The organism is uncultured Microbacterium sp. (assembly GCF_913776565.1).
Taxonomy (GTDB): Bacteria; Actinomycetota; Actinomycetes; order Actinomycetales; family Microbacteriaceae; genus Microbacterium.
In genome coordinates this window covers 1-22,717 of sequence record NZ_CAJYPF010000152.1, presented here as the reverse complement: position 1 = coordinate 22,717, position 22,717 = coordinate 1, and the positions used below count along the sequence as shown (strand labels likewise).

The window sequence follows — 22,717 nt, the reverse complement described above, 5'->3', positions numbered from 1 at the left end:
CGGATCGCCCTGTTCACGTGACATCTCCTGCGCTCGTCACGCAAACGGCCCGGCCCCGTGGGGACCGGGCCGTTCTCGGCATCCGGGATCAGGGGAGCGACACGTTGGTCGTGTTCACGGGCACGGCGTAGATGTCCTCGATCGCGTCGGCGAAGTCGGCGACGATGACGTTGCGCTTGATGCTCATCTTGGGCGTGAGGTGCCCGCTGGCCTCGGTCCACTCCGTCGGCAGGATCGTGAACTTGCGGATCGACTCGGCGCGCGAGACGCGCGTGTTGGCGCGATCGATCGCACCCTGCACCTCGGCGCGAACCTTCTCGTTCGCGCTCGCGTCCGCGAGGGACATGTCGGCGGGCAGGCCGTTGTTCGCCAGCCATGTCGGCAGCATCTCGGGATCGAGGGTGACCAGCGCCGAGATGAACGGCTTGTGGTCTCCCACCACCACCACCTGACCCACGATCGGGTTGGCGCGGATCGGGTCCTCGAGAGCGGCGGGGGCGACGTTCTTGCCGCCCGCGGTGACGATGATCTCCTTCTTGCGGCCGGTGATCGCCAGGAAGCCATCCGCGTCGAAGGCGCCGATGTCGCCCGTCTTGAACCACTCGCCGTCGAACGCCTCGGCCGTGGCCTCGGGGTTCTGCCAGTACTCGCGGAAGACGTTGATGCCGCGGACCTGGATCTCGCCGTCGTCGGCCAGGCGCACACCGACACCGGGCAGCACGGGACCGACGGTGCCGATCTTCGCCTTCGTGGCGAGGTTGACCGTCGCGGGCGCCGTGGTCTCGGTCAGGCCGTACCCCTCGAGGATGACCACGCCGAGGCTGCGGAAGAAGTGGCCGAGGCGTGGCCCGAGCGGGGCCGACCCCGACACCGCGTAGACGACGCGTCCGCCCATGGCATCCCGGAGCTTCGAGTAGACCAGCTTGTCGAACAACGCGAACTTGGCCTTGAGCACGAGCGGGATCTTCTTGCCGTCCTGCAGGCGCTGGGAGTGCTCGACGGCCGTGGCCGCGGCCGCGCGGAAGATCTTGCCCTTGCCGCCGGCCTCGGCCTTCTGCTCGGCGGAGTTGTACACCTTCTCGAACACCCGGGGCACGGCCAGCAGGAACGTCGGCTTGAACGTGCCGAGGGCGGGAAGCAGTTGCTTGGTGTCGGGCTGGTGGCCCGTCTTGACCCCCGCGTGGACGTTCAGCAGCGAGATGAACCGGGCGAACACGTGCGCCGTCGTGATGAACAGCAGCGTCGAGGCGCCGGGGGTCTCGACGACCTCGTGCAGCGCCTTGGCGGAGTTGCGGGCGAGCTCGACGAAGTTGCTGTGCACGAGCACGCACCCCTTGGGGCGCCCCGTCGACCCGGATGTGTAGATGAGGGTGGCCACATCGTCGGCCTTCGCCAGGTGGCGACGTCGTTCGATCTCTTCGTCGGTGATGTGCGTGCCGTTCGCCGTGAGACGGTCGAGGTCGCCCGCGTGCATGCTCCACACCTCGCGCACGAGCGGCAGATCGCTGCGGACCTCGTCGAGGCGCTGAGCGTGTTCCGCGGACTCGAGGACGACCGCGATCGCGCCGGAGTCCGACAGGATCCACGAGATCTGCGAGGGTGAGCTCGTCTCGTACACCGGCACCATGACGGCCCCGGCGTAGAACAGCGCGAAGTCGACGAGCGTCCAGTCGTAGGTGGTGCGGGCGATGAAGCCGACCTTCTCGCCGGGCTGCACGCCCACGGCGACGAAGCCCTTCGCGAGGGCGACGACCTGCCGCTCGAATTCGGCGGCGGTGACGTCGCGCCACCCGTCGGCGTCGGGCACGGCAAACAGGGGCCGGTCGGGCGTCGCGCGGACGCGCTCGGCGAGCAGATCGGACGCATTGGCGTCGGGATCGGCGGGGACGACAGGGGGGAGGTCGAACTGGATCACGGTAACTCCTTTGGCACCGGAAAGAACGTCGAGCGTTCCGTCGAGTCTATCCGCATGCATCGGCGCGGCCCGGGACGGGCCCGCCCCGCGCGGGTCGCCGGGGGTGGCTAGACTTTCCCGGGCCGCGCGGCACGCTCGGCCCGGAAGGGAGCGCGGTGCGCAACGTCGGCATCGATATCGGGGGAACGAAGATCGCGGGCGGTGTCGTCGACGACGACGGGACCATCATCGAGAAGCTCCGCGTCGACACCCCCATCGACCCCGCGGCCCTCGTCGACGCCGTCGTCGACATGGCCGAGCACCTGCGACGGGCGCACGACATCCACGCGATCGGCGTCGCCGCCGCCGGCTTCATCAGCCGCGACCGCAGCACCGTCATCTACGCCCCCAACATCGACTGGCGCGACGAGCCCCTGCGCGCGCGCCTCGAGCAGCGCCTCGACGCCCCCGTCACGATCGAGAACGACGCCAACGCCGCGGGCTGGGGCGAGTACCGCTTCGGCGCCGGCCGCGGCGTCCGCGACATGGTCATGCTGACGATGGGCACCGGCGTCGGCGGAGCCGTCGTCACCGACGGCGAGCTGTTCCGCGGCGGCCACGGCATCGGCGCCGAACTGGGGCACATGCGCTTCGTGCGCGGCGGTCACCCCTGCGGGTGCGGGCAGAACGGATGCCTCGAGCAGTACGCCTCCGGGCGGGCCCTGCAGCGCGAGGCCAACGACATCGCCGACGAAGGCGGCATCGGCGCGGCCCTCGCCGCCGTCCGCGCGGAGCGGGGAGCCATCCCCGGACCGGCCGTGTCGCGCCTGGTGCTGGCGGGCGATCCCGGTGCGATCGAAGCCCTGCGCCGCGTCGCGACGGCCCTGGGCGAGGCCTGCGGCGGTTTCCAGGCCGTGCTCGACCCCGAGGTGTTCGTGATCGGCGGCGGTGTCGCGCAGCTCGGCGCGGATCTGCTCGAGCCGGTGAAGCTGGCGTACGAGACGTCGCTGCCGGGGTACGGTGAACGTCCGGTCGCGGAGTTCGCGATCGCGCGCCTGGGCAACGACGCCGGTCTCATCGGCGTCGCCGACCTCGCCGGGAAGGAGCGCTGACGATGTTCTACTGGCTCATGAAGTACGTGGTCATCGGACCGGTCATCAAGGCCGTGTTCCGACCGTGGATGGTGGGCCGGCGGAACATCCCCTCCGAGGGGGCGGCGATCCTCGCCAGCAACCACCTGTCGTTCTCGGACTCGATCTTCCTGCCGTTGATGATCGACCGTCGCATGGCGTTCCTCGCCAAGAGCGACTACTTCACCGGCAAGGGCCTCAAGGGCTGGGCCACCCGCATGTTCTTCACCGCGACCGGACAGCTGCCCATCGACCGCTCGGGCGGCAAGGCCTCCGAGGCCTCGCTCAACACCGGCCTCGGCGTCCTGGGTCGTGGGGAGCTGCTCGGTATCTACCCCGAGGGCACCCGCAGCCCCGACGGAACCCTGTACCGCGGTCGCACCGGCATCGCGCGCATGGCGCTCGAGGCACGCGTGCCCGTCATCCCGGTCGTCATGGTCGACACCGGCTCCGTCATGCCGATCGGGCAGCGCATCCCCCGCGTCGGACGCGTGGGCATCGTCATCGGCGAGCCGCTCGACTTCTCGCGCTTCGAGGGAATGGAGGGCGACCGCTACGTGCTGCGCTCCGTCACCGACGAGATCATGGTGGCTCTGCAGCGCCTCGGCGAGCAGCGCTACGAGGACGTCTACGCCTCGACCGTGAAGGACCGTCTCGTGACCGCGCAGGCGGCGAAGGCGCCATCGGCGCGCCAGTAGACTTCAGGGGTGAATCAGCAGCTCCCCGACCTCGACCATTGGCGTTCCCTGCCCATCAAGCAGCAGCCGCAGTGGTATGACGAGGCCGCCGTGGCCGCGGCATCCGCAGAGCTGGCGACCCTCCCGCCGCTGGTCTTCGCCGGCGAGGTCGACATCCTGCGCGACCGCCTCGCGCGCGCCGCCGCCGGACAGGCCTTCCTCCTGCAGGGTGGTGACTGCGCCGAGACGTTCGCCGGTGCCACCGCCGAGCAGATCCGCAACCGCATCAAGACGGTCCTGCAGATGGCCGTGGTGCTCACCTACGGCGCCTCGATGCCGGTCGTGAAGATGGGCCGCATGGCGGGACAGTTCGCCAAGCCCCGCTCGAGCGACACCGAGACGCGCGGCGAGGTGACGCTGCCGGCCTACCGCGGCGACATCGTCAACGGGTACGACTTCACCGAGGAATCCCGTAAGGCCGATCCCGCGCGCCTGCTGAAGGGCTACCACACCGCCGCCTCGACGCTGAACCTCATCCGCGCGTTCACGCAGGGCGGTTTCGCGGACCTGCGCGAGGTGCACAGCTGGAACAAGGGCTTCGCGAGCACGCCCGCGAACCAGGCGTACGAGAGCATGGCGACCGAGATCGACCGCGCCATCAAGTTCATGGAGGCCGCCGGAGCGGACTTCGACGAGCTGACGCGCGTGGAGTTCTACACGGGCCACGAGGGCCTGCTCATGGACTACGAGCGGCCCATGACCCGCATCGACTCGCGCACGGGTCTGTCGTACAACACGTCCTCGCACTTCCAGTGGATCGGCGAGCGCACGCGCGAGCTCGACGGCGCGCACGTCGACTACTTCTCGAAGATCCGCAACCCCATCGGCGTCAAGCTCGGCCCCACGACCACCGCCGAGACCGCGTTGTCGCTCATCGATAAGCTGGACCCCGAGCGCGAGCCGGGCCGGCTGACCTTCATCACGCGCATGGGCGCGGGCAAGATCCGCGACGCGCTGCCCCCGCTGCTCGAGGCCGTCCGCGACGCGGGCGCCACGCCGCTCTGGGTCACCGACCCGATGCACGGGAACGGCATCACGACCCCGACGGGCTACAAGACGCGGCGTTTCGACGACGTGGTCGACGAGGTGCGCGGCTTCTTCGAGGCGCACCGGTCCGTGGGTACGCACCCCGGTGGCATCCACGTCGAACTCACCGGCGACGACGTCACCGAGTGCCTGGGCGGTTCGGAGCAGATCGACGAGGCCACCCTCGCGACGCGCTACGAGAGCCTGTGCGACCCGCGTCTGAACCACCGCCAGAGCCTGGAGCTGGCGTTCCTCGTGGCCGAGGAGCTCGAGAAGCGCTGACGCTCCGCCTCACGCACGACGCCCCCGACCCGCCGCGGTCGGGGGCGCCGTCGTTCACGGGCGGGGGAGCGACCGGATGCCGAGGCCCGACCGGAACGCGCATCGCCTCGACGGCGCGAGCGGCGGTGCCGGGCTCAGAGCGTCGGCGTCAGCGTGATCGTGGCGCCGCGCGGGGCCGTCGAACCCGGCTGCGGGTTGCTCGCGCGCACCTTGTAGATGTCCCAGTACTTGAAGCCGAGGGGGAGCGTGCCGTCGTCGATGCCGGCGTTGACCTCGAAGCCCAGGCCCTGCAGCTGATTCACCGCGTCGCGGATGGACTTGCCCACCAGATCGCCCGGGATCTGCACGGGCTCGGGCCCCTTCGACACCACGAGGGGGACGGTGTCGCCGGGCCGCCAGTTCCCGCCGCCGTCGCGGTCGCCCATGCTGATGACGACCCCGGATGCCACGGAGTTGCTGAAGCGCTCCGACACGCTGTAGGCGAGCCCGACACCGTCGAGCGCGCGCTGGGCCTGGCTCTGCGACTCGCCCGTGACGTCGGGGATCGGGCCGAGCGAGACCACGAGAGTGGCGGCGTCGCCCTCGTACACGGTGCAGCCGTCGGTGCAGGCGACCGCGTCGCCGCCGGAACGCGGGATGATCGACGCACCCAGCACCGTGTTCTCGCCGGAGTCGGAGAACTGTCGCTCGGGATCGTCGCCGACGCCGACGAAGGCGGCCTGCAGGATGCCGCGCACCTCATCGGCGCTCTTGCCGCCGAGGGCGGGGATCTGGTGCGTGGCGGGGCCGATCGAGACGAAGACGGTCACGACGGTGTCCTTGTCGAGACGTTCGCCCGGGGCGGGGTCGGAGCCGACCGTGGTGCCCGAGGGGATCTCACGGTCGTTGACGTCCTGCTGCTGCGCCTGCAACTGCTGCTCGGTCAGCAGCAGCTGCGCGTCGGCGAAGCTGCGTCCCGACACGTCGGGCACCGCGACGAGCGAGCCGGGACCGGAGCCGAAGTACCAGCCGGTGAACCCGGTGCCCGCGGCGAGCAGCAGCACCACGATGAGCGCCCAGACGCCGCGGGCCGAGCGCTTGCGGGTCCGCGCGCGCAGCCGTGCGGCGTTGTCGGGCTCGTCGACGGTGGCCGAGGGGACGGCCGCCGTCTGCGGCAGAACCTTGGTCAGCTCGCGCGACTCGGCGGGGGTGGGGGCACCGGCGGTGCCCACGGCGACGGCGCGGGCGACCTGCGGGGCGAGGCCCAGCTCCTTCTCGATGCCGCGGAGGCGCTCGAGCATGGCGCCGGCGTCGAGGGGGCGGTCGCCGGGCTCGCGCTCGGTGGCCCACAGCACGAGCTCGTCGAGCTGCTCGGGTACGCCGGGGTTCTTGGCGCTGGGCCGGGGGACCGAGTCGGTGGCGTGCTGGTAGGCGATCTGCATGGGCTGCTCGCCCTTGTAGGGCTGCTCGCCGGTGAGCATCTCGTACAGCATGATGCCGAGCGAGTAGATGTCGCTGCGGGCGTCGGCGGTGCCGCGGGTGACCAGCTCGGGAGCGAGATAGGCGATCGTGCCCATCAGTTGCGCGCCGCTGGCGGTGTTGGCCGTGGTCGCGCGAGCGAGGCCGAAGTCCCCGATCTTGATGCGGCCGTCTTCGGCGAGCAGGACGTTCTCGGGCTTGACGTCGCGGTGGACGATGCCGGCGCGGTGGGCGGCGGCGAGGCCGGAGAGGATGGCATCCATGATCGTCAGGGTCTGGTCGATCGTGAGGCGCCGGTGCTCCCGCAGCAGTTCGCGGAGCGTGATGCCGGGCAGGTACTCCATGACCAGGTAGGCCATGTCGCCGTCTTGGCCCTGGTCGAACACATTGACCACGTGCGGGTCGCTCAGACGCGCGGCCGAGCGCGCCTCCTGGATGAACCGGCTCTGGAACACGGTGTCGTCGCTGAGGTGGCCGTGCATGACCTTGAGCGCGATCCGTCGCTCCAGGCGCAGGTCGGTCGCGACGTACACGGTCGCCATGCCGCCGCGCGCGATGCGCGCGCGCACCCGGTACCGGCCGTCGACGAGACGGCCGATCAGCGGGTCGGCCTGCTGACTCGTGCTCACGAGTCGAGTCTACGGAGGTGCCCCTGTGAGCCCGGGCAACGGCTCACCGCCACCTGAGTCTCAGCCCAGCACCTGCAGCCACGTGGTGGCGGGGGACTCCCATTGCGCATAGCGGTCGGGGTAGGCCGAGATCTGCACGGCCTGCGCGGCGTCGGCGTAGGCGAGCTGGTCCCATCCGGGGATGTCGAGCAGCCCGCGCGTCGTCGCGCCGTTGGGGTCGGCGCCACCGCCGTAGAACACGCGCGCGGCGCGATCGCGGTCGAGGATCTGCTCGGCGGTGCCCCATCCCATGCTGGGGCGCTGCTGGAAGAGCCCGAGCGAATCGCGATCCCCCCAGTCGAGGTTTCGCAGCCACGACTCCTGCATGGCGGTGCCGAGCGCGATGACGATCCCGCGATCCGAGACGCCCAGCTCGCGCCCGATGCGGATGATGAGGCGGGCGTTCTCGCTCTGCTCGGCGTCGAGTCCGGGAGCGGTGACGGGGGCGGATGCCACGGCGGGCGCCGCGGCAGCGGCCGAGGGGATCTGCAGGACGTCGCCGGGATAGATGATCGACGCGCGCGTGAGGCCGTTTGCGGCGAGCACCGCGTCGACCGAGACGCCGTTCGACCGCGCGATCGCCGACACCGTGTCGCCGGCACGCACCTCATGCGTCGCGTCGACGGGGGCGGGGGCGGGCGCGTCGACGGGCGCCGCCGCCGGGCCGAGCGCGAGCACCTGGCCGGGCTGGATGACACTCCCCGGGCCGAGCCCGTTCGCCGCCTGGATGGATGCCGTCTCGACACCGTGTGCGCGCGCGATCGCCCAGACGGTGTCTCCGGGGCGCACGGTGTAGGTCGCCGGCGCGGCGGCAGCGGTCTTCACCGCGACGGCGGCGCGCGGGGCGGCGGGGGGCACCGCGGCGAGCGGGGGGACGGGCGGTGCCGCGTGTGCGGCGTTCTCGCCGGTGAGGCTGAGGGCGATCGTGCCGGCCACGGCGGCGGGCCACACCATCGCTGTGCGGCGGCGAGCGGTGTCCGCGGCGGCGCGGACGGGACGGGGGGTGGAGGGGAGTCGTCGCATGGTGGGGGATTTCCGTTCTTCCGACTGCCCGACACGCTGACACGGCACGGGAAGGATGTCAACGCGTGAGACGGATGTGACGGATGTGACGTGTGGGGCGCGAGGGATGTCGGCGCCCGTCGATCGATCCGGGTGAGATAGTGGAAACGTGACCGAGAACTCCCGTTACGCGACCGAGTGGCTGACCATCCCCGACCTCGTCGAGCTGCTCGACGAACCGCTCGGAAAGGTCCGCCGGCTGATCGACGAGAACTACCTCGTCGGCTCGCGCCGCGACGGCGTGTTCAAGGTTCCCGCCGTCTTCCTCGTCGACGGTCGCCCCCTGCCGTCGCTGCGCGGCACGATCATCGTGCTCCACGACGCGGGCTTCGACCCCGACGAGACGATCGACTGGCTGCTCACCCCCGAGGACACCATCGGTCTCGCGCCCATCGAGGCCTTGCTCGCGGGGCGCAAGAGCGAGGTCCGCCGGGTGGCGGCGACGCTCGCCTGAGCCCTGAGCCCTGAGCCCTGAGCCCTGAGCCCTGAGTGCGGGCGGTCGCTCAGGCCGTGCGCTGCGTGGCCGCGCGAGCCAGTGCGCGCAGCTCGCCGACGGCGTCGTCGTGCAGGGGAGCGCCCTCGAGGGCGCCGTCCGCGGTGCGCGCGTAATCCGAGATGAGGTGCTCGACGCGCTCGAGCGCCCCCGTGTCGACGATCAGACGCTGCAGGTCGGCGATCTGGGGGGCATCCAGCGTCGCATCCCCGATCAGCGCGTCGATGCGCGCGCGCTCGGTCGCAGGGAGGGCCTCTCGTGCGTAGGCGACGAGGACGGTGCGCTTGCCCTCGCGCAGGTCATCGCCGACGGGTTTACCGGTGACCGCGGTGTCTCCGAAGACGCCCAGCACGTCGTCGCGCAGCTGGAACGCCATGCCGACATCGTGCCCGAAGCGACCGAGCGCGTCGAGCTGCGCCTCGTCGCCGCCCGCCAACGAGGCGCCGATCAGCAGGGGTTGCTGGATGCTGTAGCGCGCCGACTTGTACGAGGCGACGCGCAACGCCCGTTCGGCGTGCGTGTCGTCGGGGTAGGCGGTGTACGCGGACTCCTCGGCCACGTCCAGGAACTGACCGATCGTGACGTCGCGGCGCATCTGCGCGTACGCGCGGCGCGTGACCGCAGCGGTGGCGGGGGACAGCTCCAACCCCTCTTCGAGCAGGTCGTCGCTCCAGGCCACGAGCAGGTCGCCGAGAAGGATCGCGCCCGAGCGCCCGAACGCGTCGGAGTCCCCGGTCCACGCCGCGTCGCGGTGGGCCCGCTGCAGCGCGCGATGGGCCGCGGGCTGACCGCGACGGGTGTCGGAGTTGTCGACGAGATCGTCGTGTACGAGGGCGGCGGCGTGAAAGATCTCGAGCGAGGTCGCCACGGCCAGAGCGGCCTCGTGGGGACCGGCGTCGGCGGGGGCGACGGACGTGAAGCCGGTGAGGCAGAAGCGGGCGCGCAGCCGCTTGCCGCCGCGGAGCGAAGACGCCCCGGAACGGGTGAGCATTTCGGCCTCGGGCCCCAGCGAGGACGCGTACGATAGCTGTTCGGAGAGGAACTTGTCGAGTCGCTGGGAAACAGCTTCGATCGGTTCCTGGGAGGTCGGCACAGGCCTAGCCTAGTGATCCACGCCCCGCGTAGAATCGTCCGCATCGAACAATAGAGGGGGATGCATGCCACTCTCCGAACAGGAGCAGCGTCTGCTTGATGAGATGGAGCGTCATCTCATGAGTAACGACACCGACGTCGTGTCGGCTCCCAGTCGCGCCCTCAGCTACCGCAACATCGTCCTCGGTTCGATCCTGGTGCTCGCCGGTCTCGGCGCCCTCGTGGTGGGCGTCTCGATCGGCTTCAACACCGGCTTCCTCGGCATCGCGATCGGTGTGATCGGCTTCGTGCTCATGGTGGGTGGCGTCATCTTCGCGGTGACCCCCACGCGCGGAGCGGCGACGACGCCGCCGCGTGCCGCCAAGCAGCGCGGATCTCGAACCGCGGGCAGCTCGTTCATGGACCGCATGAACGACCGCTGGGATCGCCGCCGCGAAGGCCCCTGACCCCGCACTCTCACCCCCTCGTCGATCAAGCACCGGCTCTTCGGAGTCGGTGCTTTTTCGTGCGCCCGGGCGTCGGCATCCCTTGCCCCGGGGTGATCCGTCGCTCCCTTTCGCTCCACCACGGGCGACGAATGGCGGTCTCGGCCCGGAATGACGCGGCCGTCGACGCGGCGGGCCGCGACGCCGCGAACAGTACACGGAGGAGCGCCAGCCCAGAAGTCCCCTGTTTTCGATGGCGTAGTGGAGGGTGGTGGAGTAAAGTGGGGAAAACTTCGCAGGCCGGACGAAGGGGGTGGACTCCCGAATGCTGCTCGGTACGCACACACCCAAGCTCGACGACAAGGGTCGGGTCATCCTGCCGGCGAAGTTCCGTGACGATCTCGGCGCCGGAGTGGTGATCACGCGCGGGCAGGACCGCTGCCTCTACGTGTTCAGTACCGAGGAGTTCGAGCGCGTGCACGAGCGGATCCGCGAGGCCCCGCTCAGCAACAAGCAGGCCCGCGACTTCCTGCGCATGTTCCTCTCGGGGGCCAGCGCCGAGAAGCCCGACAGCCAGAACCGCATCACCGTTCCGCCCGCGCTGCGCGCGTACGCGGGACTGGGGCGGGAGCTCGTGGTCACGGGTGTCGGCGCCCACGCCGAGATCTGGGATGCCGAGGCCTGGAACGCCTACGCCGAGAGCAATGAAGAGACGTACGCCGAGATGGAGCAGGAGGTGATCCCGGGACTGTTCTGACCCTCCGGCTGTGATGCCCAGCCGCACGCCCTGACGCACTTCCCCGGCGCCAGGTCGATGCGGGTGGGGATCAGAGCCGGAGGACCGGCCCCCTCATCATGGACATCCGCGACATCCACACCCCCGTCCTGCTCGAGCGCTGCGCCGAGCTGCTCGGCCCCGCGCTGCAGAAGCCCGGAGCCGTCTTCGTCGACGGCACGCTTGGCATGGGCGGCCACTCCGAGGCGTTCCTGGAGCGCTTCCCGAACGCCCGGCTCATCGGACTGGACCGCGACACCGACGCCCTCCGCATCGCGGGGGAGCGCCTCGCGCGCTTCGGCGATCGCGTCACCCTCGTGCACACCGTCTACGACGGCATCGCCGACGCGGTCGCCTCGTCCGGTGTCGACAAGGTCGACGGCATCCTGTTCGACCTCGGCGTGTCGTCGCTGCAGCTCGACGTGGCCGACCGCGGCTTCGCCTACGCGCAGGACGCGCCCCTCGACATGCGCATGGATCAGACGACCGGGATCACCGCGGCCGAGGTCCTCGCGACCTATGGCGAAGGAGACCTGCGTCGCATCTTCGAGCGCTACGGCGAAGAGAAGCTCGCCGGACGCTACGCCCGCGCCATCATCGCCGCGCGCGCCCAGGCGCCGCTGGAGCGGTCCGGTCAGCTCGTCGACGTGCTGCAGGCCGCCACCCCCGCGGCGGTGCTGCGCGAACGCCACCCCGCCAAGCGCGTGTTCCAGGCCCTGCGCATCGAGGTCAACGCCGAACTGTCGGTGCTCGAGCGCACCATCCCCGCGGCCCTCGGCGTCCTCGGCGTCGGCGGACGCATCGTGGTGCTGTCGTACCAGTCGCTCGAAGACCGCCTCGTCAAGCGCGTGTTCGCCGAGGCCTCGGCATCCACCGCTCCGCGTGGTCTGCCCGTCGAACTGCCCGAGCACGCGCCGAAGTTCCGGCTGCTCGTGCGCGGAGCCGAACTGGCGAGCGACGACGAGCGCGCCGCCAACCCCCGAGCCACCCCCGTGCGCCTGCGTGCGGCCGAGCGGATCCAGGAGGACGCATGAGTGCACCCCAGGCCATCGACGCCGCCTTCCTTCCCGACTTCCCGACCCCCGTCCGCGAGCGTCGGCTCACCGTCGTCCCGCAGACGGCCCCCCGGCGGGCTCCGCGTCGCCTGTTCGGCGTCGTCGCCGTCGCCGGGGCGCTGGTGATCGTGCTGGTGCAGATGGGCCTCGGCATCCTCACCACCCAGAGCTCCTTCGAGATCGCCTCGCTCACGCAGCAGCAGCGCGACCTGACCTACCAGAAGCAGATCCTGTACGACGAGACCGCCGGGCTCAGCTCGCCGCAGTACCTCGCCGCGAACGCCGCCGCCCTGGGCATGGTGATCGACGAGTCGCCGACGTACCTGCGCCTCAGCGACGGCGCGGTGATCGGCTCGGACAAGCCCGCCGACACCACCTCGTCGGTGGATGCCAAAGGCCGGGGCTCGGTGAACAACTCGCTGATCGCCGGTGTGCCGCTCGTGACCGACCCGGCCGCCTCGACCACCGAACCCGCCGCACCGGCCGCCTCGGCGACCCCCGTCGAGGGCGCCGCCGTCGCCCCCGACGGTCCCTCGCGACCCGCCGACGCCCCCGCGCCCGCGCCCGGATCGGCGACACCCCCGCCGATCAGCGACGGTCTGCCCACACCCGCGACACGATAAGCGCATGACGACAGCAGCCTCCCGGTCTCCGCGCCGCCGCACCGTCATCGCCCTCGCCGTCGTCCTGATCGTGCTGGTCGCCTTCGTGGTGCGCCTGATCGACATCCAGGTCGTCAACGCCCGCGAACACGTCGACGACTCGCTCTCGATGGGTCTGCAGAGCTCGCGGGTCGAGTACGCCTCGCGCGGGTCGATCGTCGACGAGAACGGCATCCCGCTCGCCAGCAGCGTCAACCGCTACGACGTGCAGATCGACCCCATGCTCGCGGCCAAGGGCATCACCACCCGCGACGACGACGGCGACGAGACCACCACCGAGTGGCCTGAGCTCGCCGCCCGCATCGCCGCCGTCACCGGCCAGGATGCCGCCGAGGTGCAGAAGACCGTGACGGACGCCGTGGCCGACAATCCCGACTCGCGCTACGCCATGATCGCCAAGAGCGTCTCTACCGAGCAGTACCGTGCCCTCGTGGCGTTGGGCCTGCCGTTCCTGAGCTTCCCGCCCCAGGCCGGTCGCATGTACCCCGACGGAGCGGTGGGCGGCAATCTGCTCGGCTTCGTCGGCAGCGACGGGCAGCCGCTCGAGGGGCTCGAGAGCGCCGACGACTCGTGTCTCGCCTCGAGCAACGGAAAGGTCGTGTTCCAGCAGAGCCGCGACGGCGTCGTGCTGCCGGGAACCGAGGTCGTCACGCAGCCCGCCGTCGACGGCGGAACGCTGAAGCTGACGATCGACCGTGACCTGCAGTGGTACATGCAGCAGCTCATCGCCGAGCAGGCGCAGAACACCGGCTCCCTCGGCGGCACGATCACCGTGATCGAGGCGAAGACGGGCAAGATCCGCGCTCTCGCCGAGTACCCCACGGTCGACCCCAACGACCCGACCGCCTCGCCGGCGACGGAGCGCGGCAGCGCCGCCTTCCGCGACCCCCACGAGCCCGGTTCGACCATGAAGGCGATCACCGCGGCGATCGGTCTCGACAGCGGCTCGTTCACCACCGGCACGACCGTGACGGCGTCCTCGAGCGAGACGCTGCCCGGCGGCGCACGCGTCTCCGACTCGTTCTCGCATCCCGCGAACGACTACACCCTGACGGGGGTGCTGATCGACTCCTCGAACGTCGGCATCTCGAAGTTCGGCGACATGATCCCCCTCGACACCCGCGTGTCGTACCTCGACAAGTTCGGGCTCACCCAGCGGACGGCCGTCGGCTTCCCCGGCGAGTCCGGCGGCATCATGCGCGACCCGTCGTCGTGGGACAAGCAGACCTTCTACAACACCACCTTCGGGCAGGGCATCTCGGTTACCGTGCCGCAGCTGGCCGGCGCCTACCAGACGATCGCGAACGGCGGCGTCCGCATGCCGTTGTCCCTCGTCGAGGGGTGCACTGCGGCGGACGGAACCGTCACCGACGTGCCCGACGTCCAGGGCACGCGCGTGGTGTCCGAGGACGCCGCGCGCACCGTGTCGCAGATGCTCGAGAACGTTGCCACCCAGGGAACGCTCTCCAAGCAGGTCGCCATCCCCGGGTACCGCATCGCCATCAAGACGGGAACCGGTGAGAAGACGGACCCCGTCACCGGTGCCTACAAGGGCGACGCGTACTTCACCACGATGATCGGTTTCGCCCCGGCCGACGACCCGCAGTACGTGGTCGAGGTCAACCTGGACGAACCGCGGACGGTAAAATCGTCCGCGGCCACCGCCCCCGCGTTCCAGAAGGCCATGACGCAGGTTCTCAAGAACTACCGCGTCATCCCCTCGGGAACCACGACCCCCGAACTGCCCAAGTTCGGCTGAGACACCGCCGACGCCGGTCTCGTCTCGGTAACGAATGCGACACGGAAAGGGCGTCCGCACAGCTATGATCCCCACCCCGCTCTCCCACATCGCCGACCTGCTCGGCGGGCGCCTCGTCGTGCGCCGCGGCGACACCCCCGACACGCTCGTGTCCGGCCTCGTCGACACCGACTCGCGCCTGATCGAGCCCGGCGGCGTGTTCGTCGCCAAGCCCGGCGAGACGACCGACGGCCACCTCTTCGTCGGCACCGCCGTCGAGCGTGGAGCCGCTCTGGCCCTCGTCGAGCGCGAGCTGGACGACGACGTCAGTCAGATCGTCGTCCCCGATGTCGTCGCCGCCCTCGGCGTGCTGGCCAGCGATGTCGTCGCGCGCGTGCGCGCCCACGGCGACCTGAGGATCGTCGGCATCACCGGCTCCAACGGCAAGACGACCACCAAGAACCTCCTGGCCCGTATCCTCGAGGCCGAGGGCGAGACGGTGGCGCCGCGCGCCTCGTTCAACAACGAGGTGGGCGCCCCGCTGACCATGCTGCGCGTCACGGATGCCACCCGCTACCTCGTCAGCGAGTTCGGCGCGAGCGCCCCCGGTGCGATCGCCCACCTCGCGGGCCTCGTGACCCCCGACATCGGGGTCGTCCTGATGGTCGGCATGGCCCACGCCGGAGGATTCGGCGGTATCGAGTCGACCTTCCACGCTAAGAGCGAGCTGGTCACGGCCACGCGCGAGGGCGGACTCGCCGTCCTCAACGTCGACGACCCGCGTGTCGCGGCGATGGAGCCGATCGCGCGTGAGCGCGGGCAGGACGTGCGCTGGTTCGGCCGGGGCGAGCGGGCCCAGGTGCGCGCCCTCGACGTCGAGGTCTCGGCATCCGGAACCAGGGCCGACCTGCTCGTCGACGGCGAACCGCACACGCTGACCCTGCGGGTGCTCGGCGAGCACCACGTCATGAACGCCCTCGCGGCCCTGGCCGCCGCGACCGCTCTGGGCGTCGCGGCCGCGGACGCGATCGCCCGCCTCGAGACTGTCGAGATCGCCGAACGCTGGCGGATGCAGCCGATGGGCTCGGACCGCGTGCGCATCATCAACGACGCCTATAACGCCAGCCCCGACTCGATGGCCGCGGCGCTTCGCACCCTCGCGCAGATCACCGGTCCGGGCGAGCGCACCGTCGCCGTGCTCGGTGCCATGAGCGAGCTGGGGGAGTACGCCGACGAGGAGCACGACCGCGTGGGCCTGCTCGCGGTGCGCCTGCGCATCCAGCGGATCGTCGTGATCGGCCCCGAGGCGCGCCGCATGTACCTCGAGGCCATCGCCCAGGGATCGTGGGACGGTGAGGCGGTGTTCTTCGCCGACGCCGACGCCGCATACGACTACCTCTCGACCGAACTGCGCGACGGCGACCGCGTCCTGGTGAAGTCCTCCAACTCGGCGGGGCTTCGCCACCTCGGCGATCGACTCGGGGAGCTGTTCGCGTGAGATCTCTGCTGACCTCGGCGGCGATCTCGCTCGCCTTCACGCTGTTCCTCACCCCGGTGTTCCTGCGGTGGTTCCGCAAGTGGGGCTGGGGGCAGGTCATCCGCACGCCCGAGAACGTGCACAACCCCTCGCACGGCGCCAAGCGCGGCACGCCCACCATGGGCGGAACGATCTTCATCCTCGGCACGATCGTCGGCTACCTGATCGGCTCGTTCGCCGGCAACAACCCTCCGACGATGTCGGGGCTGCTCGTGCTGTGGATGATGCTGGGCTTCGGCGTGGTCGGTTTCATCGACGACTACATGAAGGTGCGCCACCAGAACAGCCTCGGCCTCTCGGGCTGGCGCAAGATCGCCGGTCAGGTGATCGTGGCGGTCCCCTTCGCGATCGTGGCGCTGAACTTCCCCAACTCCGTCGGGCAGACGGCCGCCTCGGGATACGTCTCGGTGTTCCGCGACATCCAGCTGCTGTCGTTCTTCGCCCTCGGGCCGATCCTCGGCTGGCTGCTCTACCTCGCCTGGATCTCGCTCATCGGCACGGCGACCTCCAACTCGGTCAACGTCGCGGACGGCCTGGACGGTCTGGCGGCGGGATCGGGCATCTTCGTCGTGGGCGCCTACAGCCTCATGGCGTTCTGGCAGAACAAGCAGGTGTGCGCCGACGTCCTCGACCCGAGCGTGCAGGCCGGCTGCTACGCCGTGCGCGACCCGTTCGACCTGGCCATCGTGTCCGCCTCGTTCGTGGGCGCCCTCGTCGGCTTCCTCTGGTGGAACGCGCCCAAGGCCAAGGTGTTCATGGGCGACTGCGGTTCCATGGCGATCGGCGGCGTGATCGCGGCCCTCGCCATCTTCACCCGCACCGAGCTGCTGCTCGTGCTGATCGCGGGCGTCTACGTCATCGCGTCGGGCTCGGTCATCCTGCAGCGCGCCTACTTCAAGATCACGAGGGGCAAGCGCCTGTTCCTCATGAGTCCCCTCCACCATCACCTCGAGATGCGCGGGTGGCCCGAGGTCACCATCGTCGTGCGCATGTGGATCATCGCGGGCCTGCTGGCCGTCTCGGGCATCGGATTCTTCTACGTCGAATGGCTCGCACGCGTATGACCGACCTCACCACCCTCACCAGCTGGCACGCCGACTGGAAGGGCCTGCGCGTCGCCGTGCTGGGCCTGTCGGTCACGGGCTTCTCGGTCGCCGACACGCTCGCCGAGCTCGGCGCCGACGTCCTCGTGGTGACGGAGCGGGCGGATGCCGAGTACGGCCGCCTGCTGCCGGTCCTCGGCGTGCGTCTGCACGAGGGACCGCTCGACGCCGTGCCCGCCGAGCTGGTCGATTTCGCCCCCGAGGTCGTCGTCGCCTCGCCGGGGTTCCCCCCGCACCACCCGGTGATCCGGTGGACGCAGGATCGGGGCATCGCCCTGTGGGGAGACGTCGAACTGGCGTGGCGCGTGCGCGACAAGGTCGTCCGCGCCGACGGCCGTCCCGCGGACTGGGTGCTCATCACGGGCACCAACGGCAAGACCACGACGACGAGGCTCACGGCCGAGATGCTCGTGACGGCGGGGCTACGGGCCGCTCCCGTCGGCAACATCGGCACCCCCGTCCTCGACGCGGTGCGCGACCCCGGCGGATTCGACGCCCTCGTCGTGGAACTGTCGAGCCACCAGCTCTGGTACCTCAACCTGCAGCAGGGGACGGATGCCGTCTCGCCCCACGCCGCGGTGTGCCTCAACCTCGCCGACGACCACCTCGAGTGGCATGGCGGGGCCGACGAGTACCGCGCGGCCAAGGCGGGCGTCTACGCCCGCACCCGTGTCGCGTGCGTGTACAACAAGGCCGACATCGCCACCCGCGAGATGGTCGAGGACGCCGAGGTGGTCGAGGGCGCCCGGGCCATCGGCTTCGACCTGGGTGTTCCCGGACCGAGCGATCTGGGCGTGGTCGACGGCATCCTGGTCGACCGTGCCTTTCTCGAGGAGCGCGCGACCTCGGCGCTCGAGCTCACCACCGTCGCCGATCTGGCGGAGCGCGGGCTCGCCGCCCCGCACATGGTGGCCAATATCCTCGCCGCGGCCGCCCTGGCGCGCTCGCTCGGTGCGACCCCGGCGCAGATCTTCGACACGCTCGAGCGTTTCCGCCTCGACCCCCACCGCATCCAGGTCGTGGGCGCCCATCGCGGCGTGACCTGGGTCGACGACTCCAAGGCGACGAACCCGCACGCGGCGGCCTCGTCGCTCGCGGCCTACCCCGGCGCGGTCTGGATCGTGGGCGGGCTGCTCAAGGGCGTGGACGTCACCGACCTCGTCCGACAGCGCGGGACGTCCGTGCGTGCGGTCATCGTGATCGGCACCGAACGCGCAGACATCGTCGCGGCGTTCGCGCGACACGCGCCCGCGGTGCCGCTGTTCGAGGTCGACCACGCCGAGACTGAAGACGTCATGGCCCAGGTCGTCGAACTGGCGGCGGGTGTGGCCCGGGACGGAGACACCGTGCTCCTGGCTCCCGCGGCGGCATCCTTCGATCAGTTCTCGTCCTACTCCGACCGCGGCGATCGCTTCGCCGACGCGGTGCGGGCGTGGATCGCGGGCCAGGGCGACGGAGCGACTCGACCGACCGATTGAGGGGACACGCGTGACCACGACGGCGCCTCCTCCCCGGCAGAGCTCCGACGAGCCCGCCCGCCCGGGACTCACCGCCCGCGTCTCGCTCGGCCGGGCCTTCCGTCCGGTCCCCAGCGAGTTCCTGCTCATCACGTCGGCCGCCCTGCTGCTGACCCTCTTCGGACTCGTGATGGTGCTCTCGGCGACCTCGGCGCTCGACGGGGCGCAGAACCCCTTCGACCACGTGCTCAAGCAGGGCGTGTTCGCCGTGGTCGGCATCCCGCTCATGTTCGTCCTGAGTCGCGCGCCGCTGCGCTTCTGGAAGCGCATGGCGTGGCCGGCGTTGATCGCCGCCACGCTGTTCCAGCTGCTGGTGTTCACGCCGCTGGGCATCTCGGCCAACGGCAACCGCAACTGGATCAACCTCGCGGGCATCCAGGCGCAGCCCGCCGAGTTCCTCAAGCTCGCCCTCGCGCTGTGGCTGGGGTACGTGCTGTTCCGCAAGCAGACGCTGCTGGGCGACTGGCGTCACGTCTTCATCCCCATCGTGCCGGTGGCGGCCCTGGTCATCGCCACGGTCATGGGCGGTAAAGACCTCGGTACGACGATGATCCTCGTGCTCGTGCTGCTGGGGGCGCTGTTCTTCTCGGGCGTGCGCCTGCGCATCTTCCTGCTGCCCGCGATCGGCGCGCTGGGCGCGATCGCCCTGTTCGCGCTGACGAGCCCCGACCGCATGCGCCGCATCATGAGCTTCCTCGACCAGGACTGCCTCGCCAACTACCTCGGCGACTGCTACCAGCCGCTGCACGGCATCTGGGGCCTGGCGGCCGGTGGGGTCTTCGGCGTGGGTCTGGGCAACTCCGCCGAGAAGTACGACTGGCTGCCGGCCGCGGCCAACGACTACATCTTCGCGATCGTCGGCGAGGAGCTCGGCCTGATCGGCTGCGTCGTCGTGCTGGCGCTGTTCGCGCTGTTCGCCGTCGGGGCCTTCCACATCATCCGCCGCACCGACGACCCGTTCGTACGCATCGTCGCGGGCGGCATCACGATCTGGATCGTCGGTCAGGCCATGATCAACGTCGCGGTGGTGCTGCGCGTGTTCCCCGTGCTGGGCGTGCCGCTGCCGTTCATGTCGCAGGGCGGCACCTCGCTGCTGTCGGTGCTCATCGGCTGCGGTGTCCTGCTGTCGTGCGCGCGGACGCTGCCCGATCGCCGCACCGCGGTGGCGCAGCCCACGCGCACGGCACGTCGTGCCGCGACGCGGCGGACCCGCGGCTGACGGGCGAGGACGTCGCGACCGCTCGACCGACGGGGCCGGAACGGCCGGCCGACCTGGTTAGGGTCGTATGGTGACGACTTACCTGCTCGCCGGCGGCGGCACCGCCGGCCACGTGAACCCTCTCCTCGCCGTCGCCGACGGCCTGCGCGCGCGCGACGCCGCGGCCGAGGTGCTGGTGCTCGGTACGCGCGAGGGGTTGGAGGCGCGGCTCGTGCCCCTGCGCGGCTACGAGCTGCTGATCGTGGCGAAGGTGCCCTTCCCGCGCCGCCCGAACCGCGCGGCCGCGGTCTTCCCCCGGCAGTTCCTCGCCGCCGTGGCGCACGTGCGGCGGCTCATCCGCGAGCGGGGCGTCGATGTGGTCGTCGGTTTCGGCGGCTATGCCGCGGCTCCGGCCTACGTGGCGGCGCGGCGCGAGCGCGTCCCCTTCGTGGTGCACGAGGCCAATGCCAAGCCGGGCCTGGCGAACGTGCTGGGAGCGCGGGCGGCGGCCGGGGTCGGCGCGGCGTTCGCCGGCACGCCGCTGCGCGGTGCGAGAGAGGTGGGGATGCCGTTGCGCCGCGAGATCGTCGAGCTCGACGTCGCGGCGACGCGCGCCGAGGCGGCCGCGCACTTCGGTCTCGACGCCGAGCGGCCGACGCTGCTGGTGTTCGGGGGGTCGCTGGGCGCGCTGCGCCTGAACACGGCGTTCGGGGGCGCGTGGCGCGACGTGCTCGACGCCGGGTGGCAGCTGCTGCACGTGACCGGTCAGAACTCCGACCTGCCCGACCCCGGCGCGCAGGGGTACGCCGTCGTGCGCTACGTCGACCGAATGGACCTGGCCTTCGCCCTCGCCGATCTCGTGGTTTCGCGATCGGGCGCCGCCACGGTCAGCGAGATCAACGCGCTCGGCATCCCGGCCGTCTACGTCCCCTACGCCGTGGGCAACGGCGAGCAGAGCCTGAACGCCGCCGCCGCGGTCCGCGCGGGAGCGGCGATCCTCATCCCCGATGCCGAGTTCACCCCCGAGCGCGTACGCGCCGAGATCGTGCCGCTGCTCGGTGACGCCGGGCGCCGCGGGGCCCTGCGGGACGCGGCGGCGCGCACCGGCATCCGCACCGGCACCGAGAACGTCATCGCGATGATCGACGAGGTCCTCGTCCGCTGACGGTGCCCCGCCGGCCCCGCGCGCCGGGGCTCGCGTGCAGGATCGGCGACGTAAACTCGCAGACGCCATGATCAGACCCGACCTGAGCCTCCCCATCCCCGAGACCATCACCTCCGCGCACTTCATCGGTGTGGGGGGATCGGGCATGTCCGGACTCGCCCGCATGTTCCTCGACCGCGGCATCCGGGTCTCCGGCTCCGACCGTTCCGACAGCGCCGCCCTGCGCGATCTCGCCGCCCGCGGGGCGACGGTCCACGTGGGTCACGACGCCGCGCACCTCGGCGACGCCGACACGGTCGTGCACACCGGGGCGATCTGGCCCGAGAACCCCGAGTTCGTCACCGCCAAGGAGCGCGGTCTGCACGTCATCCATCGCTCGCAGGCGCTGAACTGGCTCATCGGTGGACGTCGTCTGGTGTCGGTCGCGGGGGCGCACGGCAAGACCACCTCGACCGGCATGATCGTGACCGCCCTGCGCGCCCTCGACGTCGACCCCACCTTCGTCAACGGCGGCGTCATCGCCGATCTCGGGACGTCGAGCGGCACGGGCTCCGACGACCTCGTCGTGATCGAGGCCGACGAGTCCGACGGCACCTTCGAGTTGTACGACACCTCGGTCGCCTTGATCACCAACGTCGATCCCGACCACCTCGACCACTACGGCTCGCGCGACGCGTTCGACGCCGCGTTCGCCCGATTCGCGGATGCCGCGAGCGAGGCCGTGGTCATCTCGGCCGACGACGCGGGAGCGCGCGCCGTGCGCGAGCGCGTCACGCACACGAGTGTCGTGACCTTCGGCGAGGACCCCTCGGCCGATGTGCGACTCAGCGGCATCCGCACCGACGGCCCCGTCGCCTTCACACTCACCGCCGACGGCGAGAGCGTCGAGGTGCGCCTGCGCGTGCCCGGCGCCCACAACGCCGTCAATGCCGCCGGTGCGGTCGCGGTGCTGCGCGTGCTCGGGCACTCCCTCGCGGACGCGGCCCGCGCGGTGGAGGGCTTCGGGGGGACGGTGCGCCGCTTCGAGCTGCACGGCGTGCAGCACGGCGTGAGCGTCTACGACGACTACGCCCACCACCCCACCGAGGTCGCCGCGGCGCTGTCGGCCGCGCGCACGGTCGTGGGCGAGGGGCGCATCATCGCGATCCAGCAGCCGCACACCTATTCGCGCACGCAGGAGATGTACCGCGAGTTCGCCGAGGTGCTCGAGACGCACGCCGACCACACGGTCATGCTCGACGTGTACGGCGCCCGAGAGGATCCGGTCCCCGGGGTGACCGGTGAGCTGGTCAGCGGCGCGTTCGCCGATCCCGCGCACGTGCACTATGTGCCCGACTGGCAGCAGGCCGCGGAGTACACCGCCCGCGTCGCGCGTCCCGGCGACTACGTCATCACCCTCGGCTGCGGCAACGTCTACCAGATCATCCCGCAGGTGCTCGAGGCGCTCTCCCGCACCGAGGCGCCGGCGGTTTGAGCGTGCGTCGGCCTTCGCCCCTGCCGCAGCCGCCGGCGTCCGCCCGGCCGCCGAAGCCCGAGCGTCCCACGGCGGGCACGACTCGGCATCCGGATGCCATCGACGCCGCCGCCCCGGTCACGCCCCTCGTGCGGCCGGACGACCTGCGGGCCGACGGCGGGCGGGCGGATGACGTGGTGTCCGGGAGTGACGGCGAGACCACCCGCCTGCGCGATGTGTGGCGTGC

General features: G+C 71.0%; 19 protein-coding genes and 1 pseudogene. 16 read left to right on the top strand and 4 right to left on the bottom strand.

Going from position 1 to position 22,717, the window contains the following annotated elements; translation table 11 throughout:
* Nucleotides 1-88: 88 nt before the first annotated feature.
* A complete protein-coding gene (locus QZ433_RS08295; protein WP_295781814.1) occupies nt 89-1,915 on the bottom strand; it encodes a long-chain fatty acid--CoA ligase in 1,827 nt (608 codons plus the stop codon).
* Between the two features lie 155 nt (nt 1,916-2,070).
* Here QZ433_RS08295 and QZ433_RS08290 point away from each other — a divergent pair, with 155 nt between their 5' ends.
* From QZ433_RS08290 to QZ433_RS08280, 3 genes are read left to right on the top strand one after another with little or no spacing between them, the layout of a single operon-like run.
* Nucleotides 2,071-3,006 (top strand): ROK family glucokinase, encoded by a 936-nt coding sequence (locus tag QZ433_RS08290; RefSeq protein ID WP_295781811.1) that lies wholly within the window; start codon nt 2,071-2,073, stop codon nt 3,004-3,006.
* Between the two features lie 2 nt (nt 3,007-3,008).
* The gene (locus QZ433_RS08285) at nt 3,009-3,722 is read left to right on the top strand and encodes a lysophospholipid acyltransferase family protein (protein ID WP_295781807.1); all 714 of its coding nucleotides are present in this window, start codon (nt 3,009-3,011) and stop codon (nt 3,720-3,722) included.
* Nucleotides 3,723-3,731: 9 nt separating this feature from the next.
* Nucleotides 3,732-5,069 carry a class II 3-deoxy-7-phosphoheptulonate synthase gene (locus tag QZ433_RS08280; RefSeq protein WP_295781802.1) on the top strand — a complete coding sequence of 446 codons (1,338 nt, stop codon included), beginning with the start codon at nt 3,732-3,734 and terminating at the stop codon, nt 5,067-5,069.
* Between the two features lie 134 nt (nt 5,070-5,203).
* Here QZ433_RS08280 and pknB read toward each other — a convergent pair whose 3' ends face one another.
* Entirely contained in the window at nt 5,204-7,156 is a 1,953-nt protein-coding gene (pknB, locus tag QZ433_RS08275; RefSeq protein ID WP_295781799.1) for a Stk1 family PASTA domain-containing Ser/Thr kinase, read from the bottom strand.
* 60 nt (nt 7,157-7,216) lie between these two features.
* Complete coding sequence (locus tag QZ433_RS08270; RefSeq protein ID WP_295781796.1) at nt 7,217-8,218, bottom strand: LysM peptidoglycan-binding domain-containing protein; 1,002 nt, start codon at nt 8,216-8,218, stop codon at nt 7,217-7,219.
* A 148-nt stretch (nt 8,219-8,366) separates the two neighbouring features.
* Here QZ433_RS08270 and QZ433_RS08265 point away from each other — a divergent pair, with 148 nt between their 5' ends.
* Entirely contained in the window at nt 8,367-8,711 is a 345-nt protein-coding gene (locus QZ433_RS08265; protein ID WP_295781793.1) for an Rv2175c family DNA-binding protein, read from the top strand.
* A gap of 49 nt (nt 8,712-8,760) precedes the next feature.
* Here QZ433_RS08265 and QZ433_RS08260 read toward each other — a convergent pair whose 3' ends face one another.
* The gene (locus QZ433_RS08260) at nt 8,761-9,843 is read right to left on the bottom strand and encodes a polyprenyl synthetase family protein (RefSeq protein ID WP_295781790.1); all 1,083 of its coding nucleotides are present in this window, start codon (nt 9,841-9,843) and stop codon (nt 8,761-8,763) included.
* 64 nt (nt 9,844-9,907) lie between these two features.
* Between QZ433_RS08260 and QZ433_RS08255 the strand changes: the two genes are divergently transcribed.
* From QZ433_RS08255 to QZ433_RS08200, 12 genes and pseudogenes are all read left to right on the top strand, one after another.
* Nucleotides 9,908-10,288, top strand: a complete 381-nt coding sequence (locus QZ433_RS08255) for a DUF3040 domain-containing protein (protein WP_295781787.1) — start codon at nt 9,908-9,910, stop codon at nt 10,286-10,288.
* 304 nt (nt 10,289-10,592) lie between these two features.
* Complete coding sequence (gene mraZ / locus QZ433_RS08250; protein WP_108320658.1) at nt 10,593-11,024, top strand: division/cell wall cluster transcriptional repressor MraZ; 432 nt, start codon at nt 10,593-10,595, stop codon at nt 11,022-11,024.
* 98 nt (nt 11,025-11,122) lie between these two features.
* A complete protein-coding gene (gene rsmH, locus QZ433_RS08245) occupies nt 11,123-12,076 on the top strand; it encodes a 16S rRNA (cytosine(1402)-N(4))-methyltransferase RsmH (protein WP_295781784.1) in 954 nt (317 codons plus the stop codon).
* Complete coding sequence (locus tag QZ433_RS08240) at nt 12,073-12,720, top strand: hypothetical protein (protein WP_295781780.1); 648 nt, start codon at nt 12,073-12,075, stop codon at nt 12,718-12,720. Before rsmH ends, QZ433_RS08240 begins: the two co-directional genes overlap by 4 nt.
* A gap of 4 nt (nt 12,721-12,724) precedes the next feature.
* The gene (locus tag QZ433_RS08235) at nt 12,725-14,518 is read left to right on the top strand and encodes a penicillin-binding protein 2 (protein WP_295781778.1); all 1,794 of its coding nucleotides are present in this window, start codon (nt 12,725-12,727) and stop codon (nt 14,516-14,518) included.
* 64 nt (nt 14,519-14,582) lie between these two features.
* A complete protein-coding gene (murF, locus tag QZ433_RS08230; RefSeq protein WP_295781775.1) occupies nt 14,583-15,995 on the top strand; it encodes a UDP-N-acetylmuramoyl-tripeptide--D-alanyl-D-alanine ligase in 1,413 nt (470 codons plus the stop codon).
* Nucleotides 15,992-17,098 (top strand): phospho-N-acetylmuramoyl-pentapeptide-transferase, encoded by a 1,107-nt coding sequence (mraY, locus tag QZ433_RS08225; protein ID WP_295781772.1) that lies wholly within the window; start codon nt 15,992-15,994, stop codon nt 17,096-17,098. Before murF ends, mraY begins: the two co-directional genes overlap by 4 nt.
* Entirely contained in the window at nt 17,095-18,615 is a 1,521-nt protein-coding gene (gene murD / locus QZ433_RS08220) for a UDP-N-acetylmuramoyl-L-alanine--D-glutamate ligase (RefSeq protein ID WP_295781767.1), read from the top strand. The genes mraY and murD overlap by 4 nt, the downstream gene beginning before the upstream one ends.
* A 10-nt stretch (nt 18,616-18,625) precedes the next feature.
* Complete coding sequence (gene ftsW, locus QZ433_RS08215; RefSeq protein WP_295781765.1) at nt 18,626-19,873, top strand: putative lipid II flippase FtsW; 1,248 nt, start codon at nt 18,626-18,628, stop codon at nt 19,871-19,873.
* 70 nt (nt 19,874-19,943) lie between these two features.
* Complete coding sequence (locus tag QZ433_RS08210; protein ID WP_295781762.1) at nt 19,944-21,017, top strand: glycosyltransferase; 1,074 nt, start codon at nt 19,944-19,946, stop codon at nt 21,015-21,017.
* Between the two features lie 67 nt (nt 21,018-21,084).
* On the top strand, nt 21,085-22,491 hold the full coding sequence (murC, locus tag QZ433_RS08205; protein WP_295781759.1) for a UDP-N-acetylmuramate--L-alanine ligase: 1,407 nt from the start codon (nt 21,085-21,087) through the stop codon (nt 22,489-22,491).
* A 2-nt stretch (nt 22,492-22,493) separates the two neighbouring features.
* A pseudogene (locus QZ433_RS08200) lies at nt 22,494-22,717 on the top strand (hypothetical protein); the annotation flags it as partial.

Bases quoted from the DNA above. Each gene is read 5' to 3' on its own strand.
- QZ433_RS08285 (WP_295781807.1), top strand. From the start codon at position 3,009: ATGTTCTACTGGCTCATGAAGTACGTGGTCATCGGACCGGTCATCAAG.
- QZ433_RS08270 (WP_295781796.1), bottom strand. From the start codon at position 8,218: ATGCGACGACTCCCCTCCACCCCCCGTCCCGTCCGCGCCGCCGCGGAC.
- QZ433_RS08255 (WP_295781787.1), top strand. From the start codon at position 9,908: ATGCCACTCTCCGAACAGGAGCAGCGTCTGCTTGATGAGATGGAGCGT.
- mraZ (WP_108320658.1), top strand. From the start codon at position 10,593: ATGCTGCTCGGTACGCACACACCCAAGCTCGACGACAAGGGTCGGGTC.
- rsmH (WP_295781784.1), top strand. From the start codon at position 11,123: ATGGACATCCGCGACATCCACACCCCCGTCCTGCTCGAGCGCTGCGCC.
- QZ433_RS08240 (WP_295781780.1), top strand. From the start codon at position 12,073: ATGAGTGCACCCCAGGCCATCGACGCCGCCTTCCTTCCCGACTTCCCG.
- QZ433_RS08235 (WP_295781778.1), top strand. From the start codon at position 12,725: ATGACGACAGCAGCCTCCCGGTCTCCGCGCCGCCGCACCGTCATCGCC.
- murF (WP_295781775.1), top strand. From the start codon at position 14,583: ATGATCCCCACCCCGCTCTCCCACATCGCCGACCTGCTCGGCGGGCGC.
- murD (WP_295781767.1), top strand. From the start codon at position 17,095: ATGACCGACCTCACCACCCTCACCAGCTGGCACGCCGACTGGAAGGGC.
- murC (WP_295781759.1), top strand. From the start codon at position 21,085: ATGATCAGACCCGACCTGAGCCTCCCCATCCCCGAGACCATCACCTCC.